This window comes from Micromonospora sp. LA-10, from assembly GCF_051853095.1.
In the GTDB taxonomy this organism is placed as follows: domain Bacteria; phylum Actinomycetota; class Actinomycetes; order Mycobacteriales; family Micromonosporaceae; genus Micromonospora; species Micromonospora echinospora_A.
The window spans coordinates 3,186,385-3,204,532 of the sequence record NZ_CP195710.1 but is presented as its reverse complement, the minus strand read 5'-3'; the positions used below and the strand labels follow the sequence as shown (position 1 = coordinate 3,204,532).

Annotated in this window: 21 protein-coding genes and 1 tRNA gene; 14 read left to right on the top strand and 8 right to left on the bottom strand. The window is 72.9% G+C overall.

The genetic code is table 11. The annotated features are described in order from the left end of the window. Window positions 1-26: 26 nt before the first annotated feature. The 4 genes from ACSDG8_RS15095 to ACSDG8_RS15080 all read left to right on the top strand — a co-directional run bounded on the left by ACSDG8_RS15095 (window position 27) and on the right by ACSDG8_RS15080 (window position 2,435). A complete protein-coding gene (locus ACSDG8_RS15095) occupies window positions 27-356 on the top strand; it encodes a YbaB/EbfC family nucleoid-associated protein (RefSeq protein ID WP_013473591.1) in 330 nt (109 codons plus the stop codon). A 1-nt stretch (window position 357) separates the two neighbouring features. Next, window positions 358-663 (top strand): hypothetical protein, encoded by a 306-nt coding sequence (locus tag ACSDG8_RS15090; RefSeq protein ID WP_210892840.1) that lies wholly within the window; start codon window positions 358-360, stop codon window positions 661-663. Continuing rightward, window positions 663-1,331, top strand: a complete 669-nt coding sequence (locus tag ACSDG8_RS15085; RefSeq protein ID WP_439427990.1) for a hypothetical protein — start codon at window positions 663-665, stop codon at window positions 1,329-1,331. Before ACSDG8_RS15090 ends, ACSDG8_RS15085 begins: the two co-directional genes overlap by 1 nt. A gap of 261 nt (window positions 1,332-1,592) precedes the next feature. Beyond that, window positions 1,593-2,435: a PSP1 domain-containing protein gene (locus tag ACSDG8_RS15080; RefSeq protein WP_030503766.1), complete on the top strand. Its 843-nt coding sequence runs from the start codon at window positions 1,593-1,595 to the stop codon at window positions 2,433-2,435. 136 nt (window positions 2,436-2,571) lie between these two features. Here the strand turns inward: ACSDG8_RS15080 and ACSDG8_RS15075 are convergent, their stop codons facing one another. Beyond that, window positions 2,572-4,302, bottom strand: coding sequence for a metallophosphoesterase family protein (locus tag ACSDG8_RS15075; RefSeq protein WP_439427989.1), 1,731 nt, complete (start codon window positions 4,300-4,302; stop codon window positions 2,572-2,574). A gap of 133 nt (window positions 4,303-4,435) precedes the next feature. Here ACSDG8_RS15075 and ACSDG8_RS15070 point away from each other — a divergent pair. Continuing rightward, window positions 4,436-4,509 (top strand) — tRNA-Thr (locus tag ACSDG8_RS15070). Between the two features lie 141 nt (window positions 4,510-4,650). Here ACSDG8_RS15070 and ACSDG8_RS15065 read toward each other — a convergent pair. Continuing rightward, window positions 4,651-5,322, bottom strand: a complete 672-nt coding sequence (locus tag ACSDG8_RS15065; protein ID WP_439427988.1) for a hypothetical protein — start codon at window positions 5,320-5,322, stop codon at window positions 4,651-4,653. Between the two features lie 164 nt (window positions 5,323-5,486). Here ACSDG8_RS15065 and ACSDG8_RS15060 point away from each other — a divergent pair, with 164 nt between their 5' ends. Then, window positions 5,487-6,356 (top strand): hypothetical protein, encoded by an 870-nt coding sequence (locus ACSDG8_RS15060; RefSeq protein ID WP_210892848.1) that lies wholly within the window; start codon window positions 5,487-5,489, stop codon window positions 6,354-6,356. A gap of 29 nt (window positions 6,357-6,385) precedes the next feature. Here the strand turns inward: ACSDG8_RS15060 and ACSDG8_RS15055 are convergent, their stop codons facing one another. Beyond that, the gene (locus ACSDG8_RS15055; protein WP_439427987.1) at window positions 6,386-7,267 is read right to left on the bottom strand and encodes an NAD(P)-dependent oxidoreductase; all 882 of its coding nucleotides are present in this window, start codon (window positions 7,265-7,267) and stop codon (window positions 6,386-6,388) included. 97 nt (window positions 7,268-7,364) lie between these two features. Between ACSDG8_RS15055 and ACSDG8_RS15050 the strand changes: the two genes are divergently transcribed. Both ACSDG8_RS15050 and ACSDG8_RS15045 read left to right on the top strand, forming a co-directional pair. Further along, on the top strand, window positions 7,365-7,718 hold the full coding sequence (locus tag ACSDG8_RS15050; protein ID WP_439427986.1) for a winged helix-turn-helix transcriptional regulator: 354 nt from the start codon (window positions 7,365-7,367) through the stop codon (window positions 7,716-7,718). After that, window positions 7,715-8,044 (top strand): hypothetical protein, encoded by a 330-nt coding sequence (locus ACSDG8_RS15045; RefSeq protein WP_439427985.1) that lies wholly within the window; start codon window positions 7,715-7,717, stop codon window positions 8,042-8,044. The genes ACSDG8_RS15050 and ACSDG8_RS15045 overlap by 4 nt, the downstream gene beginning before the upstream one ends. On the opposite strand, the gene ACSDG8_RS15040 is transcribed toward ACSDG8_RS15045, so the two are convergent. Beyond that, window positions 8,041-8,865, bottom strand: a complete 825-nt coding sequence (locus ACSDG8_RS15040; RefSeq protein WP_210892856.1) for a TrmH family RNA methyltransferase — start codon at window positions 8,863-8,865, stop codon at window positions 8,041-8,043. The genes ACSDG8_RS15045 and ACSDG8_RS15040 overlap by 4 nt on opposite strands. Window positions 8,866-8,928: 63 nt before the next feature. Here ACSDG8_RS15040 and ACSDG8_RS15035 point away from each other — a divergent pair, with 63 nt between their 5' ends. Continuing rightward, complete coding sequence (locus ACSDG8_RS15035) at window positions 8,929-9,480, top strand: DUF3592 domain-containing protein (RefSeq protein WP_307856130.1); 552 nt, start codon at window positions 8,929-8,931, stop codon at window positions 9,478-9,480. 13 nt (window positions 9,481-9,493) lie between these two features. Here ACSDG8_RS15035 and ACSDG8_RS15030 read toward each other — a convergent pair whose 3' ends face one another. Beyond that, complete coding sequence (locus ACSDG8_RS15030; protein WP_247678263.1) at window positions 9,494-10,057, bottom strand: pyridoxamine 5'-phosphate oxidase family protein; 564 nt, start codon at window positions 10,055-10,057, stop codon at window positions 9,494-9,496. 223 nt (window positions 10,058-10,280) lie between these two features. Here ACSDG8_RS15030 and ACSDG8_RS15025 point away from each other — a divergent pair, with 223 nt between their 5' ends. The 3 genes from ACSDG8_RS15025 to ACSDG8_RS15015 are packed head-to-tail and all read left to right on the top strand — an operon-like array spanning window position 10,281 to window position 12,488. After that, the gene (locus tag ACSDG8_RS15025) at window positions 10,281-10,787 is read left to right on the top strand and encodes a DUF2231 domain-containing protein (protein ID WP_210892860.1); all 507 of its coding nucleotides are present in this window, start codon (window positions 10,281-10,283) and stop codon (window positions 10,785-10,787) included. Continuing rightward, a complete protein-coding gene (locus ACSDG8_RS15020) occupies window positions 10,784-11,320 on the top strand; it encodes an Hsp20/alpha crystallin family protein (protein WP_210892862.1) in 537 nt (178 codons plus the stop codon). The genes ACSDG8_RS15025 and ACSDG8_RS15020 overlap by 4 nt, the downstream gene beginning before the upstream one ends. Window positions 11,321-11,327: 7 nt before the next feature. Next, window positions 11,328-12,488 carry a glycosyltransferase family 9 protein gene (locus tag ACSDG8_RS15015; protein WP_439427984.1) on the top strand — a complete coding sequence of 387 codons (1,161 nt, stop codon included), beginning with the start codon at window positions 11,328-11,330 and terminating at the stop codon, window positions 12,486-12,488. Here the strand turns inward: ACSDG8_RS15015 and ACSDG8_RS15010 are convergent. After that, window positions 12,463-13,335 (bottom strand): glycosyltransferase, encoded by an 873-nt coding sequence (locus ACSDG8_RS15010; RefSeq protein WP_210892867.1) that lies wholly within the window; start codon window positions 13,333-13,335, stop codon window positions 12,463-12,465. The two genes, ACSDG8_RS15015 and ACSDG8_RS15010, sit on opposite strands and share 26 nt — an antisense overlap. Further along, window positions 13,332-15,206, bottom strand: coding sequence for a D-glycero-beta-D-manno-heptose 1-phosphate adenylyltransferase (gene rfaE2, locus ACSDG8_RS15005; protein ID WP_247688091.1), 1,875 nt, complete (start codon window positions 15,204-15,206; stop codon window positions 13,332-13,334). The genes ACSDG8_RS15010 and rfaE2 overlap by 4 nt, the downstream gene beginning before the upstream one ends. 124 nt (window positions 15,207-15,330) lie before the next feature. On the opposite strand from rfaE2, the gene ACSDG8_RS15000 reads away from it, so the two are divergent. Further along, window positions 15,331-15,888 carry a type 1 glutamine amidotransferase domain-containing protein gene (locus tag ACSDG8_RS15000; RefSeq protein ID WP_210892869.1) on the top strand — a complete coding sequence of 186 codons (558 nt, stop codon included), beginning with the start codon at window positions 15,331-15,333 and terminating at the stop codon, window positions 15,886-15,888. Between the two features lie 54 nt (window positions 15,889-15,942). Continuing rightward, a complete protein-coding gene (locus tag ACSDG8_RS14995; RefSeq protein ID WP_210942595.1) occupies window positions 15,943-17,610 on the top strand; it encodes an MDR family MFS transporter in 1,668 nt (555 codons plus the stop codon). Window positions 17,611-17,617: 7 nt separating this feature from the next. Here ACSDG8_RS14995 and ACSDG8_RS14990 read toward each other — a convergent pair whose 3' ends face one another. Further along, on the bottom strand, window positions 17,618-18,109 hold the full coding sequence (locus tag ACSDG8_RS14990) for an NUDIX domain-containing protein (protein ID WP_073826143.1): 492 nt from the start codon (window positions 18,107-18,109) through the stop codon (window positions 17,618-17,620). Window positions 18,110-18,148: the final 39 nt, after the last annotated feature.

The following is an 18,148-nucleotide window of genomic DNA, read 5'->3' as shown; positions in this document are numbered from 1 at the left end:
GCCGACCGGCCGGGAGGAGTCCGCCGATGCCGCGGGGCGAGATCGACGAGGCCTGGATCGAGGAGGCGGTGCGGCGCTACCGCCGCATCGAGAACCTGCAGGCCGAGTTCGACCAGGCGGTGGCCACTGTCGAGGTCACCGTCCGCTCGCCCGACGGCCTCGTCGAGGTGGTGGTGACCGCCGGTGGGCGGATCACCGACGTGCGTTTCCTCGGGCCGCTGCACCATCGCAGCCCACGTGACGTGGCCGGTTCGGTGCAGGCGGCGGTCACCGCCGCCGCCGACGCGGCGCAGTGGGCGCGGGAGAAGCTGCACAACGAGACGTTCGCGGCCTACCGGCCGCTGGCGGGAGCCTGACATGGAGACGCTGCGTGCCCTGGCCGCCCGCCTCGACGAGGCCGGCGCGACCCTAGCCACGCTGGCCCGCACGGTCACCGCCACCGACCCGCCGCACCCCGCGTTCGGCGCGCACGCCGCCGGCCGACCCGGTGACGTGGGCCGCGCGCTGCACCGGCAGTGGACCACGGCCACCGCCGACCGGGCACGCGAGGCACAGGCCGCCGCCGTCCGGCTCGCAGCCGCCGCGGCCGCGCTGCGCAGCGCCGCCGACCGCTACGCCGCCGCCGACGACGGCGTGGCCCGGCGGCTGGCCCGGGAGGCGTGATGGACGCGCTCGACCGCCTCGCCGAGCCGGGGCTCGACCTGCTCGCCCGCGTCGACACGCTGCTCGCTGCCGGCGCGCCCGAGGGGCACCGCCTCTGGCCGCTGCTGCGCCGCATGCAGGTGCTTCCCGGCGCGGCCGTGCGCGAGTTCCTCGACCTGCATCCCGCGCCGCTGACCGGCGCCGGCCACGCCGTGCGCCGGCTCGTCCGGGGGTACGACGACACCTGCGCCCTGCTCGGCGACCAGGTCGCCTGGTCCGGTGCTGCCGCGTCGGCGTACGACGAGGCGCGCGCAACCCTGCTCCGGCACCTGGACGAGGGGCCGGAGAGCCTGGTCGGCCGGCTGGAGTCGACGGCGAGTTACGCGGACGCGCTGGCCGGCTGGGTGGAGGGCAGCCGGGCCGCGCTGGCCCGCGCGCTGGCCGAGGTGCTGGGTTCGGCCGAGGCGGTCGCCGTGCACGCGGCGACCCGACCCGGCGTCCATGCCGGACCGTCCGGTGCAACTGCCGCGGCCGAGATCGCCACCCGGATCCTGGGCGTGCTCGGAGTCGCCTACGACGGTGCCGAGACGCTGCTGCGCCAGTGGGGGCCGAGCCTCGCGGAGACGGTCTGGCGGGATCGGCCGACGGTCGCTCCGCACTACGGCGGCACCACCCGAATCGGCTACTGACGGTCCACGGCGCCGCGCGCCGGACCGGCCGTGGCCGGGCAACGGCGGCGACGCCGTGGACTTCCCCTGCACCCCCCGCAGGTATGTCTTCACTCAACGCTGTCGACACACGCTTGTCCCGGCGGCGGGCGAGGTTTCAGCCGTCCGGGCGAGGCGAAGGGGGCGATTCGGCCGAGTCGGCGGACCCGATCGCCGCAGTGGGTGACCGGACGGCGACCGCGCGCCGTACGGCGGTGCGCCGATCCGCGTAGGGTGGGGCGCATGGGCATGCTCTGCGCGGTCAGTTTCAACCGGTACGGGCGCCTCTACTACCTCGACCCGGGCGAGCTGCGCCCGCAGGTGGGCGACCGGGTGCTGGTGCCCACCGACGAGGGACCGGAGGTGGCCGAGTGCGTCTGGGCCGCCCAGTGGGTCAGCGAGGACACCGACGGGTTCCCGAAACTCGCCGGGCTCGCCGAGGACGATGACCTGCGCCGCGACGAGACGCTGCGCCGGCGCAAGGCCGAGGCGAAGGTGGCCGCCAAGCGGCTGATCCGCGAACACGGCCTGCCCATGAAGGTAGTCGCCGTGGACCACGTCCTGGCCACGCCGGAGAACGGCAGCGACCGCACCACCATCTACTTCACCGCGCCGCACCGGGTCGACTTCCGCTCCCTGGTCCGTGACCTGGGTGCCACGCTGCACTGCCGGGTCGAGCTGCGGCAACTGTCCGCCCGCGACTCGGCACGGGTGCAGGGCGGCATCGGCTCCTGCGGGCGTGACCTGTGCTGCGCCACGTTCCTCAACGACTTCGAACCGGTGACCATCCGGATGGCGAAGGACCAGGACCTGCCGCTCAACCCGCTGCGCATCTCCGGCGCGTGCGGGCGGCTAATGTGCTGCCTCAAGTACGAGCACCCGCTGTACCAGAAGTTCCAGGAGACGGCCCCGGCGGTCGGCAGCCGGGTCTCCACGCCACAGGGCGAGGGCAAGGTGGTCGGCCACAGCGTCCCGCGTGACGCGGTGACGGTCCGCCTGGACGCCGACGGCTCACGGTCGATGTGCTCCCGGGCGTCGGTGTGCGGCCCGAGGCAGGCCCACGACCAGCACTACCCCCAGCCCTGACCCCGCCCCCTGCCCTCCCTCGCCTTCCCCCGGGCCCTCGCCCCGTTGATCATGAAGTTAGCGGTCGAAATGGTGATCGACTTCGCCGTCAACTTCATGATCAACAGAGTGAGGTCGGAGTGTGTGCCGGTTGGGGTCACCGGATGACGATGGGGGGTTCGGCGAGGCGGGGGGTCAGTGGGGTCTTCGGGGTCAGCCAGGAGGCGGTGGGGGACTGGTCGGGGTTCAGCTGCCAGCCGTGGGACACCTTGTCGACGGCGATCGGGTAGATCGTCAGCGTGCCGTCCGGGTCGATCCGGAACCGCAGGAACGCCTTCGAGTCCTCGATGCCCTGGGCGGCGAACAACTCGTTCAGGTTGACCCCGAACGCGCCGGCCACCAGCAGGTAGAGCGCGACGAGTTGGCTGGCGACCAGACCGCTCACCGGGCCGTAGAGCACCACTGCGGCCACCGCCGGCATCGGCCACGGCCAGTCGTAGAACGGAAGCTGCAACCAGACCCAGGTGCCCCCGGCGGCGAGGGCTATCTGAGCCAACCCGTGCGCCACGCCGAGGATCCAGTGCCGGGCGTGCCGTTTCCCGCCCGCCGTCGGCGGCTTGGCGAAGAACACCGCGCCCATCATCGCCGCCACCAGCATGATCGCCAGCGGCACGCTGAACAGTCGCTGCTCGGTGGTGCCCACCCGCTGCACCGCCACGCCGGCCATGGCCAGCATCAGCAGCGTGTGCAGGGTGCCGAGCAGCGTGGTGAAGCCCGGATTGCGGAACGGCAGCCGGGCGAAGATCCCCCAGCCGTACCGGCGGGAACGCGCCTTGTCCGGGTAGCGCGCGGCCAGGTCGTACTCCTGGGTGTTGCTGGCCCGCCGGGTGAGCGTGTCACGCGGCGGAACCTCCAGCTTCTCCGGCAGCCGGTGCGTGGGGTAGAGGTAGGCGCCGCCACCACCGCACGTGATGAGCTGCCGGTCCGCCCCGGCGTAACGGGCGTAGTGGTGCAGGTCGCCGGAGACCAGCACCCGCACCTGCGCCCCGGTCGGCGCGACGAGGGTACGGATGAAGTAGTCGATCGAGTCGTACGCGTTGGGGTGGTCGACGGCCTTGACCCACGTCGGCGCCGGCACCGCCAGGATCACCTTGGATTCCGGGGTCAGTTTGCGGGCCACCTCGTCGAAGTAGGTGAGCTGCGGGTCGTCCAGGTACGACCCGGACTGGTCGTCGAGGCCGAGCAGCCACCAGCCGGCCGGCAGCTCGACCGCGAAGTACGAGCGGGACTGGCCGGTGCCCCAGCCGCCGAAGTGCCGGTCCCGGGTGCGCACGAACAACCGCAGGAACGCGGTCAGCCCGTCGTACCAGTCGTGGTTGCCCGGCACCGCGAACAGCGTCGGCTGCTCCGGCGGGGCGACCGGCAGAGCCGCCTGGTACGGGCCCTTGCAGCGGTCCTCGTACGCCTCGTAGCCCGCCGCCGGGTAGACCTGGTCGCCGCCCATCACCAGCGTCTGCGCCCGCGGAAGCCGGTGCCCGTCCAAGGTCAGCTCTGGCTGGGCGAGCAGGTACGCCACCGAGTACGTGGCGTCGAAGCCGTCACCCAGGTCGGCCACGTAGTCGAGCCAGAGCCCGCCGTCCGGCCCGACCTGCCGGAACGTGCCGTCACCGAACGCGTTCTGCAGCTCGCGCTTGTCCAGGTACGCCCCGAATAACATCGCCAGCAACGTACGCAGGCCGGTGCTGATCAACAGCAGCGGCGCGAGCCAGGGCACCGGCCGGCGCGGGGTGAAACCCAGCTCGCGGGGGTCCATGCTGTGGGGGCGGCGGGTGGCGCGCTCGCCGGGATGCGCCTCGGGGGCCGCTGGCCGCGGCGGTTCGTCGGTCACCCGCCGCAGGGTAGTCGGGACGCGGCGCGAAGTCTCTCCCGTGACGGGGCGGATGTGGTCCGGTGTCCGGGTTCTGAGGCCGGGGGATCCGGTTCGGCTTCGGCCGGGGAGTGCCGTACACTTTACGATCGTTGCCGCCTTAGCTCAGTCGGCTAGAGCGACGCACTCGTAATGCGTAGGTCGACGGTTCGATTCCGTCAGGCGGCTCGGTACAGAAGCCCAGGTCATCGGCCTGGGCTTCGCCGTTTCCCGAGGTCGATCACATCGCCGCTGGCGGGTCGAGTCCTTGAATCCTTGTCCCGTGCGGCGACCGCCTCGTCCAGCCGGCTGGCGACCGCGTCCAGGTCGTCAGCGAACAGAGCCACGTACACGTCCAAGTGATGGTGCGGGGGAGTCGGACCAGCCGGCGGCAGCGGCCCAGGCCAACAGCACGCCCATGGTCAGGCCGGGCGGCAGGTACCAGAACGTGAGGAAGCCGGCAGGTGGAGTCAACGGCAGTGCCGCGACGAGCGCCGATGCGACGCGGCGCGGCAGCACGCCGCGACGCAGCCCCTGCAGCCCACACCAGACGGTGCCCACCAGCGCCGTCAACAGGGCCACGAGGTCGAACATCCACCCGTACCCGGGGCTGCTGTATTCCAGGCCGATCGCGATGGCCGCAGTGAGGAGCCCGTATCTCGTGAGGCGGCGGGGCGTCGCGGTGGCGTGGCCGGTCACCGTCCAGACGAGCGGCAGCGCCAGCAGCACAGACACGAAGAAGGGCCCGCGCCAGATCCACGCCGGCTCCCCACCGTCGAACAACGGCAGGTTCTCGGCCATCCATCGCGACGGAGCGGGGAGGGAGCTGACGGCTCGGCCGCCGCCGACCTCCCACTGCGTGGCCATCGCGGCGCCGAGCACCGCTGCGATCACCGGCGCGAGAACCGCCAGGACGCGCCGCCAGCGGGCGACAGGCAACTTGCCCTCGACGCCGGTCGGGCTGGCGCGATCGGGTACGTGCTGCGGATGCTCTTGTCGCATCGGACGATCGTCATTGCGTCGCTGGGAATTCTCATCAGGGAAACAGCCGGGTTCACCATCGGCGTATCGGTGGCCTGCGGGCCCAGTAATGACCGATCACTGCTCCCTTGCCGGACTCGTCAAGCCGGGTCACCTGACCACGTGCGAACTTCTACGATCCGCGCATGCCGCTCGTAGCGAAGCCACAGTGGATCGCCTGGCTCCTCGGCCCGTCCGCAGTGGCCGCCGCCCTGCTGGCGCAGTTCGCGATCGCGACACGCACCGGGCTGCTGCCGTTCGACCAGAGCTTCGCCGCCGGGCTGGACGGGGAATGGCTGACGCTGTCGGCGACCGTCGCGGGGCTGGCGGCCGTCACGTCGGCGCTCGGCGGGATCGTGGCCTCCGGCCTGGTGGCGGGCTCGCGGGCGCGGCTCGGCATCGTCGTCCTGGTCGCTGTGGCGGGCCTGACGTCTCTGCCCTTCCTCCGGGGTTCGGCGCGCGAGGCTCGTGACGTCATCCTCGCGGTGGGTGGTCCGGAGAACTCCGTGACGGTTGCCCTGGTCGTCGGGCTCGGGTTGGGTGCACTCACCGCTGGGGCCATCATCTCCGCCGGGGACTGGCGTCCCGCGGCCGCCGGCCTGGCGGTCACGACGGCAGCGTTGTGGGTGCTTGTCGCGATCAGTGGGAAGACCTCGGCCGGGCTGGCGCCGCTCGGGCTTCCCGGCGACCTGCTGCGAGCCGTGAACGGGTCGGGTCCCGGCTGGTGGCTTCCACTGCCCGCAGTGCTGTGGGTGGTGATCGGTGGTGCCTCGGCGCTCGCCGCGCGAAGCTTCACCACCAGCCGAGTGAGTCTGCTGCTCAGCGGGGTGCTGGGCGCGGTGCTCGTCTGCCTGTCGTACTTCGCGGCCTGGCCCGGCGAACCCTACGTCGATCACCTGACGGTGCACACCAGCGCGTTCAGTTTGACGAGGATGCTGGTGGGAGGCGCCCTGCTCGGCACCGGCATCGTCAGCCTCGCCGCAGTGCGGACGAACGACCGGGCGCAAACGACGTGAGGTGACGGCGGCCGGGCGCCAATGGCCGGTCAACGCAACAGCAGGTCGATGACGCCCGTCAGGTCCTCCTCGCCGCTGCCCTCGGCCAGCCGGCGGCGCATCAGCTCGAAGTAGGGGCTGAGCAGTTCCGGGCTGACGCCCTGCTCCTCTGCGGTGCGCAGGAACGTCGGCGTGCCGGCCACCTGCATGGCGAGAGTGGAGACGACACCCTTCGTGTAGTCGCCGCTGCGCAGCTGGTCGGCGGTCTGGTGCACGGCCGGGGCCATCGCGACGAGCCAGTCGGCGAGCAGCGGGGCCAGCGACGCGGGGTCGATGTCCTCACGGCGGATCAGGGCGAAGGCGTGCGCTGCCCCGGCGAACATCCCGTACATGGCGCTGAGCAGGGCCACGTCGTGCAGGGCGGCGAAGCCCGCGTCCCGGCCGACGTATGTGGTGCCGGCGGGGACGGCGAGCGTCGCCTGGTGCCGCTCGAACAGCTCTGGGGAGCCGCTGTAGAAGACGTAGCCGCCGGTGTCCGGGACACCGATCATCGGAGGAACGGCCATGATTCCGCCGTCCAGGTAGCGGGCGCCGCGCTCGCGGGCCCAGTCGGCTCGGGCGCGGGCCTGGGCGGGCGTACCCGTGGTCAGGTTGACCAGGTCCTTGCCGGCCAGGTCCTTGCCGGCCAGCACCTCCTCGACCGAGGCGTCGTCCAGCAGGCAGACGACGACAAGGGTGTTCGCGGCGACGGCCTCGGCGGCGCTGTCCGCGACCTCCGCTCCTTCGGCGGACATCGCCGCGGCGCGGGCCGGGGTGCGGTTCCAGACGGTGAGCGGGTGGCCGGCGGCGAGCCAGGCGCGGGCCAGCGCGGCGCCCATCGCGCCGAGGCCCAGCAGCGTGACGGGCGTCTTCTCCACAGTGTCGTGTGCCATGCCGTTCAGGCTGGTCGCGGGCCCAAGGACGATCAAGTACGCACTTCGGAGTAGGTGGTTACTCTGAGGTGAGCGAGCAGGTCGGAGGGGCGGGGGCATGACGACGTTGAACCGGCCGGGCGCACCGGACGGCCATGTCTGCGGGATCGACGCCGCAATGGAGGTGATCGGGGGCAAGTGGAAGGTGCTGATCCTCTGGGCACTCCACGAGCACCCGTGCCGCCGCTTCGGCGAGCTGCGGCGGCTGCTGCCGGGGGTCACCGAGAAGGTGCTGGCCGCGCACCTGCGCGAGATGGAGGCGGACGGCGTCGTGCGCCGCGTCTCCTACGACGAGGTGCCGCCCCGCGTCGAGTACTCGCTGACCGAGGACGGCGTACGCCTCAACGACGCGCTCGAGCCGCTGGCCGCGTGGGGACGTGAGCGGCGGGACGTGCAAAGCTTCCGTCCGTGACGGACGACGAGTCGACAGTCGTGCAGCTGTACTGCCGTATCGAGATCAGGGTCGACGACCCGGAGGCGGTGTTCGAGGCCGCCGAGCGGGAGTTGCGGAGCGCCGACGTCGACTGGCCGGGCGAGCAGGAGACGCTGGACGAGGCGGTCGACGAGCTGCGGAGCGACCTGGCGCAGTCGGTCGCCGGCCTGGTCGACCCGGACCGGATGGTGGCGGGCGTGCCCGGCCTGGAGGTACGCCGGGGACGGTGGTGGGCCGAGGTCGGGCCGCCGTCCGATCGGTTCCAGCCCGGCTTCGGCTCGCCGGAGGAGGACGCCGACCGCTAGCGCTGCTTCGCGCGTTGCCGGGCGGCCTCGTACAGCGCCACAGTCCCGGCCGCCGCCGCGTTCAGCGAGCTGGCCGCGCCGACGATCGGGATGCGCACCATCCGGTCGGCCGCCTCCTGCCAGCCCTTGCTGAGCCCGTGCGTCTCGTTGCCGACGAGCAGGAGCGTGGGCCCGGTCAGGTCGTGCTCCGCGACGTCGACGTCGCCGTGTTCGTCCGTACCGATGATCTGGATCTGTGGTCCCTCCTTCCGCACCTCGGCGACCCAGTCGAGGACGGCGTGGTGGCTGGGGACGCGCACGGCCGGTACCGCGAACAGCGACCCGGTGCTGGCCCTGACCGCCTTCGGGTCATACGGGTCGGCGGCGTGGCCGGTGACCACCACGCCGGAGGCACCGAAGGCGTCGGCGGACCGGATCAGCGTGCCGATGTTGCCCGGGGTCTTGGGGCGGTCGAAGACCACCACGAGCATGTCCGGCCCGACCGGGATGCGGGTCAGGTCGTCATCGGGCTGCGCCACCACGGCCAGCAGTTCGGGTGACTCCTCCTCCTTGCCGCTGAGCTCCCGCATCAGTTCGGGCGCGAGAGCGACCCGCCGGGCGTCGGCGCGGTCGAGCAGTTCCCGGCACCAGCGGGACAGCGGCTGCCGGTCCGGGTACAGCAGCGCCCGGATCTCCCACCCCTGCTCCAGGGCCACGGTGATCGGGCGTACCCCCTGGACCAGGAACTCCCCGGCACGCTGGCGCTTGTTGCGGTTGGTCAGCAGCGCCTGCCACTGCTGGAAGCTCGCGTTCCGGGTGGTGATCGTCAAGGTCTTCGCCACGCAGCCGATTCAACCCCATCGGGCGCCGGTACCGGGGTTGCGGGCCCCGGCGAGGATGGCCGGGTGATCAACCGCCGGTCGTTCCTGGTCCACCTCGCATGCGTACTGCTGGTGGTCGGCGGCGGCGCGTTGCTGTGGTTGCCGTTCCACACCCAGACGGAGCTGGACGACTGGGCGGTGACGCTGCGCGAGCGGGGTACGCCCGCGCGGGCGGTCGTCGTCGATCAGGTGACGAAGAGCGGCGGCAACCGGAGTTCCTCGTCGAGGACCATGTACTTCAGTTACGAGCTCGACGGCCGGACGCACGCGCAGGAGGTGGCCTGCTTCGAGGTGTGCCGGGCCGCCGGGGCCGAGGTGTCGATCTGGGTGAGCCCGGCGGACCCGGGCGACTTCGTGACCGACTTCGGCCAGCTCAGCGGGCACCGCGGCCGCGTGCAGGGCGTCCTCGGCGTGGTCGGGCTGGCCGTCCTGGGCGTCGGGGTGGTGCTGACCCTGTCCCAGATCAGCCGTCGCCGTGCCGACCGGCCGCGCCGCGACCGGCCGCGCCGCGTGGAGGCGGCGGACGGTCGCGGGTACGTGGGCCGGGGCAAACGCAAGCGCAACGTCCGGCTCTGAGCACCGGCCGACCTCAGCGGTACAGGGTCTCCAGGTAGGCCGGGCCGTAGTGGCGTTCCAGGTCGGCCAGGCTTTCCGCCGGGGCCTCCACCTCCTTGATCAGCCGGGCCCGGGTCGGCAGCACGTCCGGCTGCCAGGTTTCCGGCTGCCACAGCTCGGAGCGCAGGAACGCCTTCGCGCAGTGGTAGAAGATCTGCTCGATCGCGACCTCGACGGCGAGCAGCGGCCGGTGACCCTTGACCTCCATGTCGGCGAACCACGGCGCGTCGGAGATCAGCCGGGCGCGCCCGTTGATGCGCAGCGTGTCGGTGCGGCCGGGGATCAGGAAGATCAACCCGACGTGCGGGTTGGCGAGGATGTTGCGGTAGCCGTCGGCCCGCCGGTTGCCGGGCCGTTCCGGAATCGCGATGGTGGTGTCGTCCAGCACGAGTGCGAAGCCGGGCGGGTCGCCCTTCGGCGAGACGTCGCAGGTGCCGTCCGCGCCCGCGGTGGCGATCAGGCAGAACGGTGACGCGGCAAGCCACTCCCGGTCGCGTTCGTGCAGCGTACGGCGGTCCTTGGCGGCCGCGCGCGGCATCGGCGTCCCGATCAGCTCGCGTAGTTCGGCCTCGCTGGTGATCTCCCGGGTCGTCACGTCTTCCTCCCCCGTCCGTTGATCGTCACGACGGTTCCGGCCCGCGACGGGCCGCGTTCCGCCACTGTCAGCCTAGGAGACGCGTCGAGTGCCGGGTTTGCCCCCGGGACCGGCGGGTAGGGACCGGTTCGCAGCGTGCGTCCGGACGCGACGGATGGAGGCCGAGATGGAGAGCCGGTTGAAGGTGCTCGGCCATCCCGTGCATCCGATGCTCGTGATGTTCCCGGTGGCGCTCCTGGTGACCGCGGTGATCTTCGATGTGGTGGACACCGTGGGCGGGCCGGACTTCCTCGGCGAGGTCGCGTATTGGAACATCACAGTCGGCCTGATCGGCGGCCTGCTGGCCGCGGCGGCCGGGGCGTTCGACCTGCTCGCCCTGCCGGCCGGCACCCGCGCGAAGCGGGTCGGGCTGACACACGCCGCCGCCAACGTGGCGGTCATCCTGCTGTTCGCCGCGGTCTGGGCGGTCCGGCTCAACGCCGACTCGCGGGCCGCCGGTGGCGCGCTCATCGCGATCGAGCTGGTCGCGGTGGCGATCCTCGGGGTGAGCGCCTGGCTCGGCGGCGAACTGGTGGACCGGCTCGGCGTCGGCGTCGACCCGGAGCACGACCTGAACGCGCCCAGCTCGCTGCGACCCTCCTCGGCGAACCAGCGGATCGGAGACGTGCGATGACCGAACAGAGCGGCGGACGCGGCTGGCGGGGCCGCCAGCAGGGCTGGGACCCGATGGGTGAGCTGCAGTCGCTGCGCTCCGAGCTGAGCCGGCTGGTCGGCGGACGCTCCGGCGGCCAGGACGTGGATCTGGCCGAGACGGCCGACGGCTGGGAAGTAGTCGTCCGGCTCCCCGGAGTGGCGCCGGAGGAGGTCGCCGTCGAGCTGGACGACCGGGAGCTGTGCGTCCGCGCCCGGTCGGAGGCCGAGGTCAACGCCGACCACGGCATCCCGGGCGGGTTCACCACGCGCGGCTTCGAGTACCGCGTGGACCTGCCGTCCCGGGTGGACCCGGACCGGATCGACGCGGTGATGGACCACGGTCTGCTGCGGGTGCGGCTGCCCCGGGCGGCCCGGCCCACACCGCGCACCATCACCGTCGGCCGCACCGGCCCGCGCGCGAGCGTCGACCGTACGCCGATGCCGGCCGACCCGGCCGCGGACCGGGAGCTGCACCACCCGGACACCGCGCTCGACGAGATCGACCGGCCGTAGGGGTCGCGTGACCAGCCCGGACGACGGCTCCAGCTCGCCGCGCCGCGACCTGGAGCCGTCGGTGCTCGGCCCGGTCGGCGAGCGCGTACCCGACGTCGAACGGATCGCCGTGCTGCGCGCCAACGCGCTCGGCGACTTCATCTTCGTGCTGCCGGCGCTGGATGCGCTGCGGTCGGCGTACCCGTCGGCGGAGATCGTGCTGCTCGGCGCGCCGTGGCACGCGGCGCTCTGGCGCGACCGGCCCGGCCCGGTGGACCGGGTGCTGGTGGTGCCGGCGGCACCCGGAATCCGCGATCCCGGCGCCGGCGAGGAGCCGGGAGACGTCGCGGAGTTCCTGGCCGCGGCCCGCGCCGAGCGGTTCGACCTGGCGTTGCAGGTGCACGGCGGCGGCGCGAACTCCAACCCGCTGGTGGCGGGCCTGGGCGCGCGGGTCACCGCCGGCCTGCGGGCCGAGGGCGCGCCGCCGCTCGACCGCTGGCTGCGCTACGTCTACTACCAGCACGAGGTGATCCGCTACCTGGAGGTGGCCGCGCTGGTCGGCGCGCCCGCCACCACGATCACCCCGGCGCTTGCGGTGACCGCCGCCGACCGGGCCGAGGCCGCCGCCGTGCTCGGCGAGCCCACCCGGCCGCGCGTGGCGCTGCACCCGGGCGCCACCGACACGCGGCGGCGCTGGCCGCCGGAATGCTTCGCCGAGGTCGCCCGCGCACTCACCGGCGACGGGTACGAGGTGCTGGTCACCGGCACCCCCGCCGAGCAGGAGACAGTGGACGCGGTGGTGGCGGCGGCCGGCGTGCCGGTACGCCCGCAGGTCGGCACGCTCAGCCTCGGCGCGCTGGCCGCCGCGTACGCGGACTGCGCGCTCGTGGTCTCCAACGACACCGGCCCGCTGCACCTGGCCGCCGCCGTGGGCGCGCCGACCGTCGGCGTGTTCTGGGTCGGCAACCTGATCAACGGGGCGTCGCCGCTGCGCGGCCGGCACCGCCCGATCGCCGCCTGGACCACGCACTGCCCGGTCTGCGGCGTCGACTGCACACCGGGGATCTACCCGCACCGGCCCGGCGACGGGGAGTGCCCGCACCGGGTGTCGTTCGTGGCCGACGTCCCCGCCGTCGAGGTCATCGAGGCGGCCCGCGAGCTGCTCACACCTCCGCAGTCGACTCGCTGAGCACTACTTCCCACGCCTCCACGTCCCGCTCGGTGACAGTGGTCGGCGACTCCAGGTGGTAGGCGCCGCTGGGCAGCACACCGGCGCCGCCGTGGCGCTCCAGCACCGCGAGCTGGGCGGCGACGTCCTCGCCCTGGTGCCGGTCGGGCAGCCGCTCCCAGAAGTCGAAGCCACCGGCCTCGACCAGCTTCGCCCGGTCGTAGAGCACGCAGCCGCCGATCCAGGAGACCTTGTACGCGCGCCACTGCCCGGGCGGCAGGTTCAGCTTCTCGGTGACGTGCAGCAGGTTCGCGGCCGGGTGGATGGACGCCCGATGCCACTCCGGCGTGCCGGGCAGCACGCGTTCCGGCACCGGCGGCCCGGTCCACTCCTCGTAGTGCTCGTGCGTCTCCGGGCGGACGTCGTCGGCGTAGGAGAGCCCGTGCACCGCGTTGCCGACGAACCCGCAGCCCAGCTCGTCCAGCGCGGTGACCAGCCGGGACAGCGTGCCCGGCTCCAGCCACACGTCGTCGTCGAGGCAGAGCACCGCGTCCGCCGCCGACTGGGCGAGCAGGTAGGACCGGTGTTCAGCCAGGCCCCGCCGGGGCAGCCGCCGGGTCAGCAGCACCGGGTGCCCCCGGTGCCGCAACGCCCGGACCATGGTGGCGGCGGCCGGATGCGCGTACGCGGGCTCGCCGTCGGACTGGTCGCTGACCACCACACCGAACCCGGGTACGCCCTCCTGAGCGGCCAGCCCGGACAGCGTGACAGCCAGTTCGGCGGGCCGGTTGCGGGTGGGGATCAGCACGTCGAGCCGGCGGTGCTGCCGGAACTGCCCGGGCGCGCCCGGGTCGAGCGGTCGGGTCACGCCGGCCTGCCTTCCCCCACGGAAGGGTTGTGCATGGCCTCACGGCCCTCGCTCCGCTCGGTGCCGACCGACTGGGCGCGGATGCGGTCGATGATCGCCGAGGTGGATCGGTCCGGCACGTACCCGAGCGTGCGCACCTGCCCGCCCAGCCGCCGCACCAGCGGTGCCTCCGGCACCATCTCCGGCGGGTAGTCGCCGCCCTTGACGTAGACGTCCGGCCGGACCGCCTCGATCAGCCGGGCCGGCGAGTCCTCCTCGAAGACCACCACGTGGTCGACGCAGGCCAGCGCCGCCAGCAGCGCGATGCGGTCCTCGACCGGGTTGACCGGCCGGTCCGCGCCCTTGAGCCGGCGTACGCTGCCGTCCGAGTTGACCGCGACGATCAGCAGGTCACCGAGCGCGCGGGCCTGGGTCAGGTAGCGGACGTGCCCGGGGTGCAGCACGTCGAAGCAGCCGTTGGTGAACACCACCGACCGGCCGGCCTGCCGGTGCTCGTCCACCAGCGCGGCCAGTTCGTCGGCGCCGACCAGCGCCGGGTGCCCGCCCTCCTCCGGGCCGGTGCCGAGCGCGGCGAGCAGGTCCTCCCGGCGGCACACGCAGGTGCCGGTGTCGGCCACCGTGATGGTGGCGGCGAGCTGCGCGAGCTGGGCGGCGGTGGGCAGGCCCGAGTCGGCGGCGAGCGCCAGCGTCATGGCCGCCAGGTACGCGTCCCCGGCGCCCACCGCGTGGCTGGCCGGGACCGGGGTGCTGTGGCTGCGCCGGGGCTCACCCTCGGCGCCGCCGACCACCGCGCCCTCGGTGTCCAGGGTCACCGCCACCACGTCCGCGCCGGTGTGCGCGCGCAGCTCGGGCAGGCGCGACTCGGCCAGCACGGCCCGGTCCACGCCGGTGCCGGCGGTAGCGCTCACCGTCACGCCGGTGCCGGTGACGCTGAGGCCGTCACCGGTGAGCGCCACCCGCTCCTCGCCCGGCGTCGGCTCGCCGGTCGGGCCGGTGGAGCCGCCGGTGGTCCCGGTGGCGGGTGCCCCCGAGGTCGGGTGCGGGCTGCCCGGCGCGCGGTCGCCGGAGCCGCCCGGCGCCGCGCCGACCATCAGCTCGGACGGGCCGTCGGCCTCCGGCGGGTGGTCCAGGTGCAGGTCACCACCATGGGGTACGGCGTTGCGCTCGCCGTGCGCGAAGCCGGCGGCGGCGCGGGCCAGCAGCCGGGTCGCCTCGGCGAAGCTCGGCGTCACCACAGTCGGGTTCAGTCCACGCCAGTCGGCCAGGTCGTGCGCGTCCAGCGCCACGGTGCCGTAGCGGTCCCGGTTGGCGACCAGCCAGGCGCGTACCGCCGAGGGCAGGGCACCCAGGCCGTAGTCGCAGACCACGAGCGTGAGCGGCTGTCCTGGGGCGACCGCGCGCAGCTCCTCGGTGGCGCAGTGCAGCGCGGTCAGCAGCCGTGCCACCCCGTCGTCGTCCAGCGCGTCCTCCGGGCCGCCGGAGTCCTCCCGGAGCAGGATCTGGTTGCCGGCGAGCATCCGCCGCTTGACCGGCGTCGGCCGGCCGGGCTGGCTCACCGTACGGTCCCAGACCGCCGCGCGGTCCAGGCAGTCGTGCAGCTCGTCACCGGCCACGTCGGCGCCGACCGGGGCGACGATCGCCGCCCGTCCGCCGAGCGCCGCCACGTTCACCGCCGTGTTGGCGGCGCCCCCGGCCGCGGAGATCCGCCGCCGCAGGGTGAGGACCGGCGCGGGCGCCTCGCGGCAGAGCCGCTCCGACTCGGCGAACCGCCACTCGTCCAGCATGGCGTCCCCGACGACCAGCACGGGACGCTGCTGCCAGCTCGCCACCACGGTGGCCAGCCGGCGCTCTTCCGCTGCTGCTCCTGCCATGCCTCTGCGGATCCCCCCAGGCCATCGGGCCAAACCTGGTGCGACGCGGGCCACCCGGTGCGTCCGGTTTCGCCGCATCGGCCGGGGGAACGGTTCAGACATACCCCGGAGAGGAGAGAAGAGCATGGCAGCGACACTTCAGGGCAAGCGCATCGCCTTCCTGGCCGCCGACGGCGTCGAGGAGGTCGAGTACACCCAGCCCCGGGAGGCGGTGGAGAACGCCGGCGCGCAGGTCGAGCTGGTCTCCCTCGACTCCGGCTCGATCCAGGCCTTCAACCACCTGGACCACGGCAAGCAGTACCAGGTCGACGTCACCGTCAAGGAGGCGGACGCCGGGGCGTACGACGGGCTGGTGCTGCCCGGCGGCGTGGCGAACCCGGACTTCCTGCGGGCGGACCCGGACGCGGTCCGGTTCGTGAAGTCGTTCTTCGACGCCGGCAAGCCGGTCGGGGTGATCTGCCACGGCCCGTGGACGCTCGTCGAGGCGGACGTGGTGCGGGGCCGCACGATCACCTCCTGGCCGAGCCTGCGCACCGACCTCACGAACGCCGGCGCGAACTGGGTCGACAAGGAGGTCGTCACCGACAACGGGCTGGTCAGCAGCCGCAAGCCGGACGACCTGCCGGCGTTCTGCGCCAAGATCGTGGAGGAGTTCGCCGAGGGGCGGCACACCGCCGGCTGAAAACTCGTACGCCCACCGGGGGCATGATCCGCCCCCGGTGGGATAGAGAGCGGGATGACCGCCCAGACCGCCCCGCCCGCGCTGCCCGCCCGCCAGATCCGCCTGCTGATGTTCGGTCTGATGACCGGGATGCTGCTGGCGGCGCTCGATCAGACCATCGTGGGCACCGCCCTGCCGACGATCGTGGGCGAGTTGGGCGGCATCAACCATTACTCGTGGGTGGTCACCGCGTACCTGCTGGCCTCGACCGCCTCGACGCCGCTGTACGGCAAGATGGCCGACCTGTACGGACGCCGGCCGGTCTTCCTGTTCTCGATCGGCATGTTCCTGCTCGGCTCGTTGCTGGCCGGGCTGTCGCAGAACATGACCCAGCTGATCGTCACGCGCGGCGTGCAGGGTCTCGGGGCCGGTGGCCTGATGACGCTGGCGTTCACCATCATCTCGGACGTGGTCTCGCCCCGGGAGCGCGGTCGCTACCAGGGGTTGTTCGGCGCGGTGTTCGGTGTGTCCTCGGTGGCCGGGCCGCTCGTCGGCGGTTACTTCGCGGAGACCAACTGGCGGTGGATCTTCTACATCAACGTGCCGCTGGCGATCCTCGCCATCGTGGTCTGCTGGCACGTGATGCGGCTGGTGCCGTTCGAGCGGCGGGAGCACACTGTCGACTGGATCGGCGCGGCGCTGCTGGTCGCCGGCGTGAGCTGCCTGCTGCTGGCGCTGAGCTGGGGCGGCGCGGAGTACGCCTGGGGTTCCGGCGTGATCGTCGGCCTGTTCGCCGCGGGCGCGGTGCTGGGCGTGCTGTTCGTCGTCCAGGAGGCGCGGACCAAGGAGCCGATCCTGCCGCTGCGGCTGTTCCGCAGCGCCACGTTCGCGCTCGCAAACGCGGCGGGCTTCGTCCTCGGTCTGGTGATGTTCGGGTCGATCATCTTCATCCCGCTCTACCTCCAGATCGTCAAGGGCGCCTCGCCGACCCGCAGCGGTCTGCTGATGCTGCCGATGATGGCCGGCGTCATCATCACCTCGATCGTCACCGGCCGGGCGATGAGCCGGATCGGCAGGTACAAGTGGTTCCCGGTGGCGGGCGCGGCCGTGCTGGTGGTCGGCATGCTGCTGTTCCAGCAGCTCCAGGTGGCCACCACGCTGTGGGCCGCGTTCGGCTACATGGTGGTGATCGGTGTCGGGCTGGGCCTGTGCATGCAGTCGCTGATCCTCGCCGTGCAGAACGCGGTGAGCGTGCGCGACCTGGGCGCCGGCACCTCCTCGGCCACGTTCTTCCGGTCGCTCGGCGGCTCCTTCGGCGTGGCCATCCTCGGCGCGGTGCTGTCGTCCCGGCTCACCACCGAGCTGGCCGGCCGGCTGCCGGGCGCGCTCGCGCAGCTTCCGCCCGAGCAGCGGGCAGCGGTGTCGGCCGGCGGGAACTTCTCGATCAACGACCCGGCGGCCATCCAGGCCCTGCCCGCCCCGGTACGCGCCGCCGTGCAGGCCGCGTTCGTCGAGTCGCTGCACCTGGTCTTCCTGACCACCGGACTGATCGCGATCGTCGCGGTGCTGGTGACGCTGGCGATGCCGAACCACCAGCTGCGCGGCACCGGTCCGCAGGGCGCCACCGGCGGCGCCGACCCGATCGGCGGCAAGGCCCCCGCTCCCGGTGGCAAGCCGCTCACCAAGGAGTCGAAGGAGGAGGCCGCCGCCGACATGGAGGCGAAGTCGCAGACGATGCTGTGACCGGCGGCTACTTGAGGATCAGCCGGTTGGTCTGCTCGAACACGTCCAGGTCGGCGAGCGTCTCGTGGACGCTCGACGAGAGCGGGTGCGGGAAGTCCGCCGGGCGGAAGAAACCGGCGTCGGTGGTCTCGTCGGTGAACCGGTCCAGCTCGCCGTCCCACTCGTCGACCCGGAACGCGGCGGTGAAGACCTGGTACGTGTGCCCGTACATGTTGGTGTGGGTGCGGTCCGGGCCGGTGTAGAGCGCGAACGCGCTGACCCGCAGCGCCCGCAGGCCGGTCTCCTCCCGCACCTCCCGGACCGCGCAGTCGGCGATCGACTCGCCGAGCTCCATGGCGCCGGCCGGCAGTGCCCACTGGCCGTTGTCGGAGCGCTGGATCAGCAGCACCCGGGCGGCGTTGTCGCGCACCACGGCGCGGGCGCCGACGAACATCAGGGTGCGGTCACCGGCCAGGGCGCGGAGTTGCCCCACGTACGAGTCGGCCCACGAGATGCTCACCCGGACAATCTACGCATCATCTGCGATCACCTCGGTGGT

Bases quoted from the DNA above. Each gene is read 5' to 3' on its own strand.
- ACSDG8_RS15095 (WP_013473591.1), top strand. From the start codon at position 27: ATGCCGCGGGGCGAGATCGACGAGGCCTGGATCGAGGAGGCGGTGCGG.
- ACSDG8_RS15090 (WP_210892840.1), top strand. From the start codon at position 358: ATGGAGACGCTGCGTGCCCTGGCCGCCCGCCTCGACGAGGCCGGCGCG.
- ACSDG8_RS15085 (WP_439427990.1), top strand. From the start codon at position 663: ATGGACGCGCTCGACCGCCTCGCCGAGCCGGGGCTCGACCTGCTCGCC.
- ACSDG8_RS15080 (WP_030503766.1), top strand. From the start codon at position 1,593: ATGGGCATGCTCTGCGCGGTCAGTTTCAACCGGTACGGGCGCCTCTAC.
- ACSDG8_RS15065 (WP_439427988.1), bottom strand. From the start codon at position 5,322: ATGCGACAAGAGCATCCGCAGCACGTACCCGATCGCGCCAGCCCGACC.
- ACSDG8_RS15060 (WP_210892848.1), top strand. From the start codon at position 5,487: ATGCCGCTCGTAGCGAAGCCACAGTGGATCGCCTGGCTCCTCGGCCCG.
- ACSDG8_RS15055 (WP_439427987.1), bottom strand. From the start codon at position 7,267: ATGGCACACGACACTGTGGAGAAGACGCCCGTCACGCTGCTGGGCCTC.
- ACSDG8_RS15050 (WP_439427986.1), top strand. From the start codon at position 7,365: ATGACGACGTTGAACCGGCCGGGCGCACCGGACGGCCATGTCTGCGGG.
- ACSDG8_RS15030 (WP_247678263.1), bottom strand. From the start codon at position 10,057: ATGCCGCGCGCGGCCGCCAAGGACCGCCGTACGCTGCACGAACGCGAC.
- ACSDG8_RS15025 (WP_210892860.1), top strand. From the start codon at position 10,281: ATGGAGAGCCGGTTGAAGGTGCTCGGCCATCCCGTGCATCCGATGCTC.
- ACSDG8_RS15020 (WP_210892862.1), top strand. From the start codon at position 10,784: ATGACCGAACAGAGCGGCGGACGCGGCTGGCGGGGCCGCCAGCAGGGC.
- rfaE2 (WP_247688091.1), bottom strand. From the start codon at position 15,206: ATGGCAGGAGCAGCAGCGGAAGAGCGCCGGCTGGCCACCGTGGTGGCG.
- ACSDG8_RS15000 (WP_210892869.1), top strand. From the start codon at position 15,331: ATGGCAGCGACACTTCAGGGCAAGCGCATCGCCTTCCTGGCCGCCGAC.
- ACSDG8_RS14995 (WP_210942595.1), top strand. From the start codon at position 15,943: ATGACCGCCCAGACCGCCCCGCCCGCGCTGCCCGCCCGCCAGATCCGC.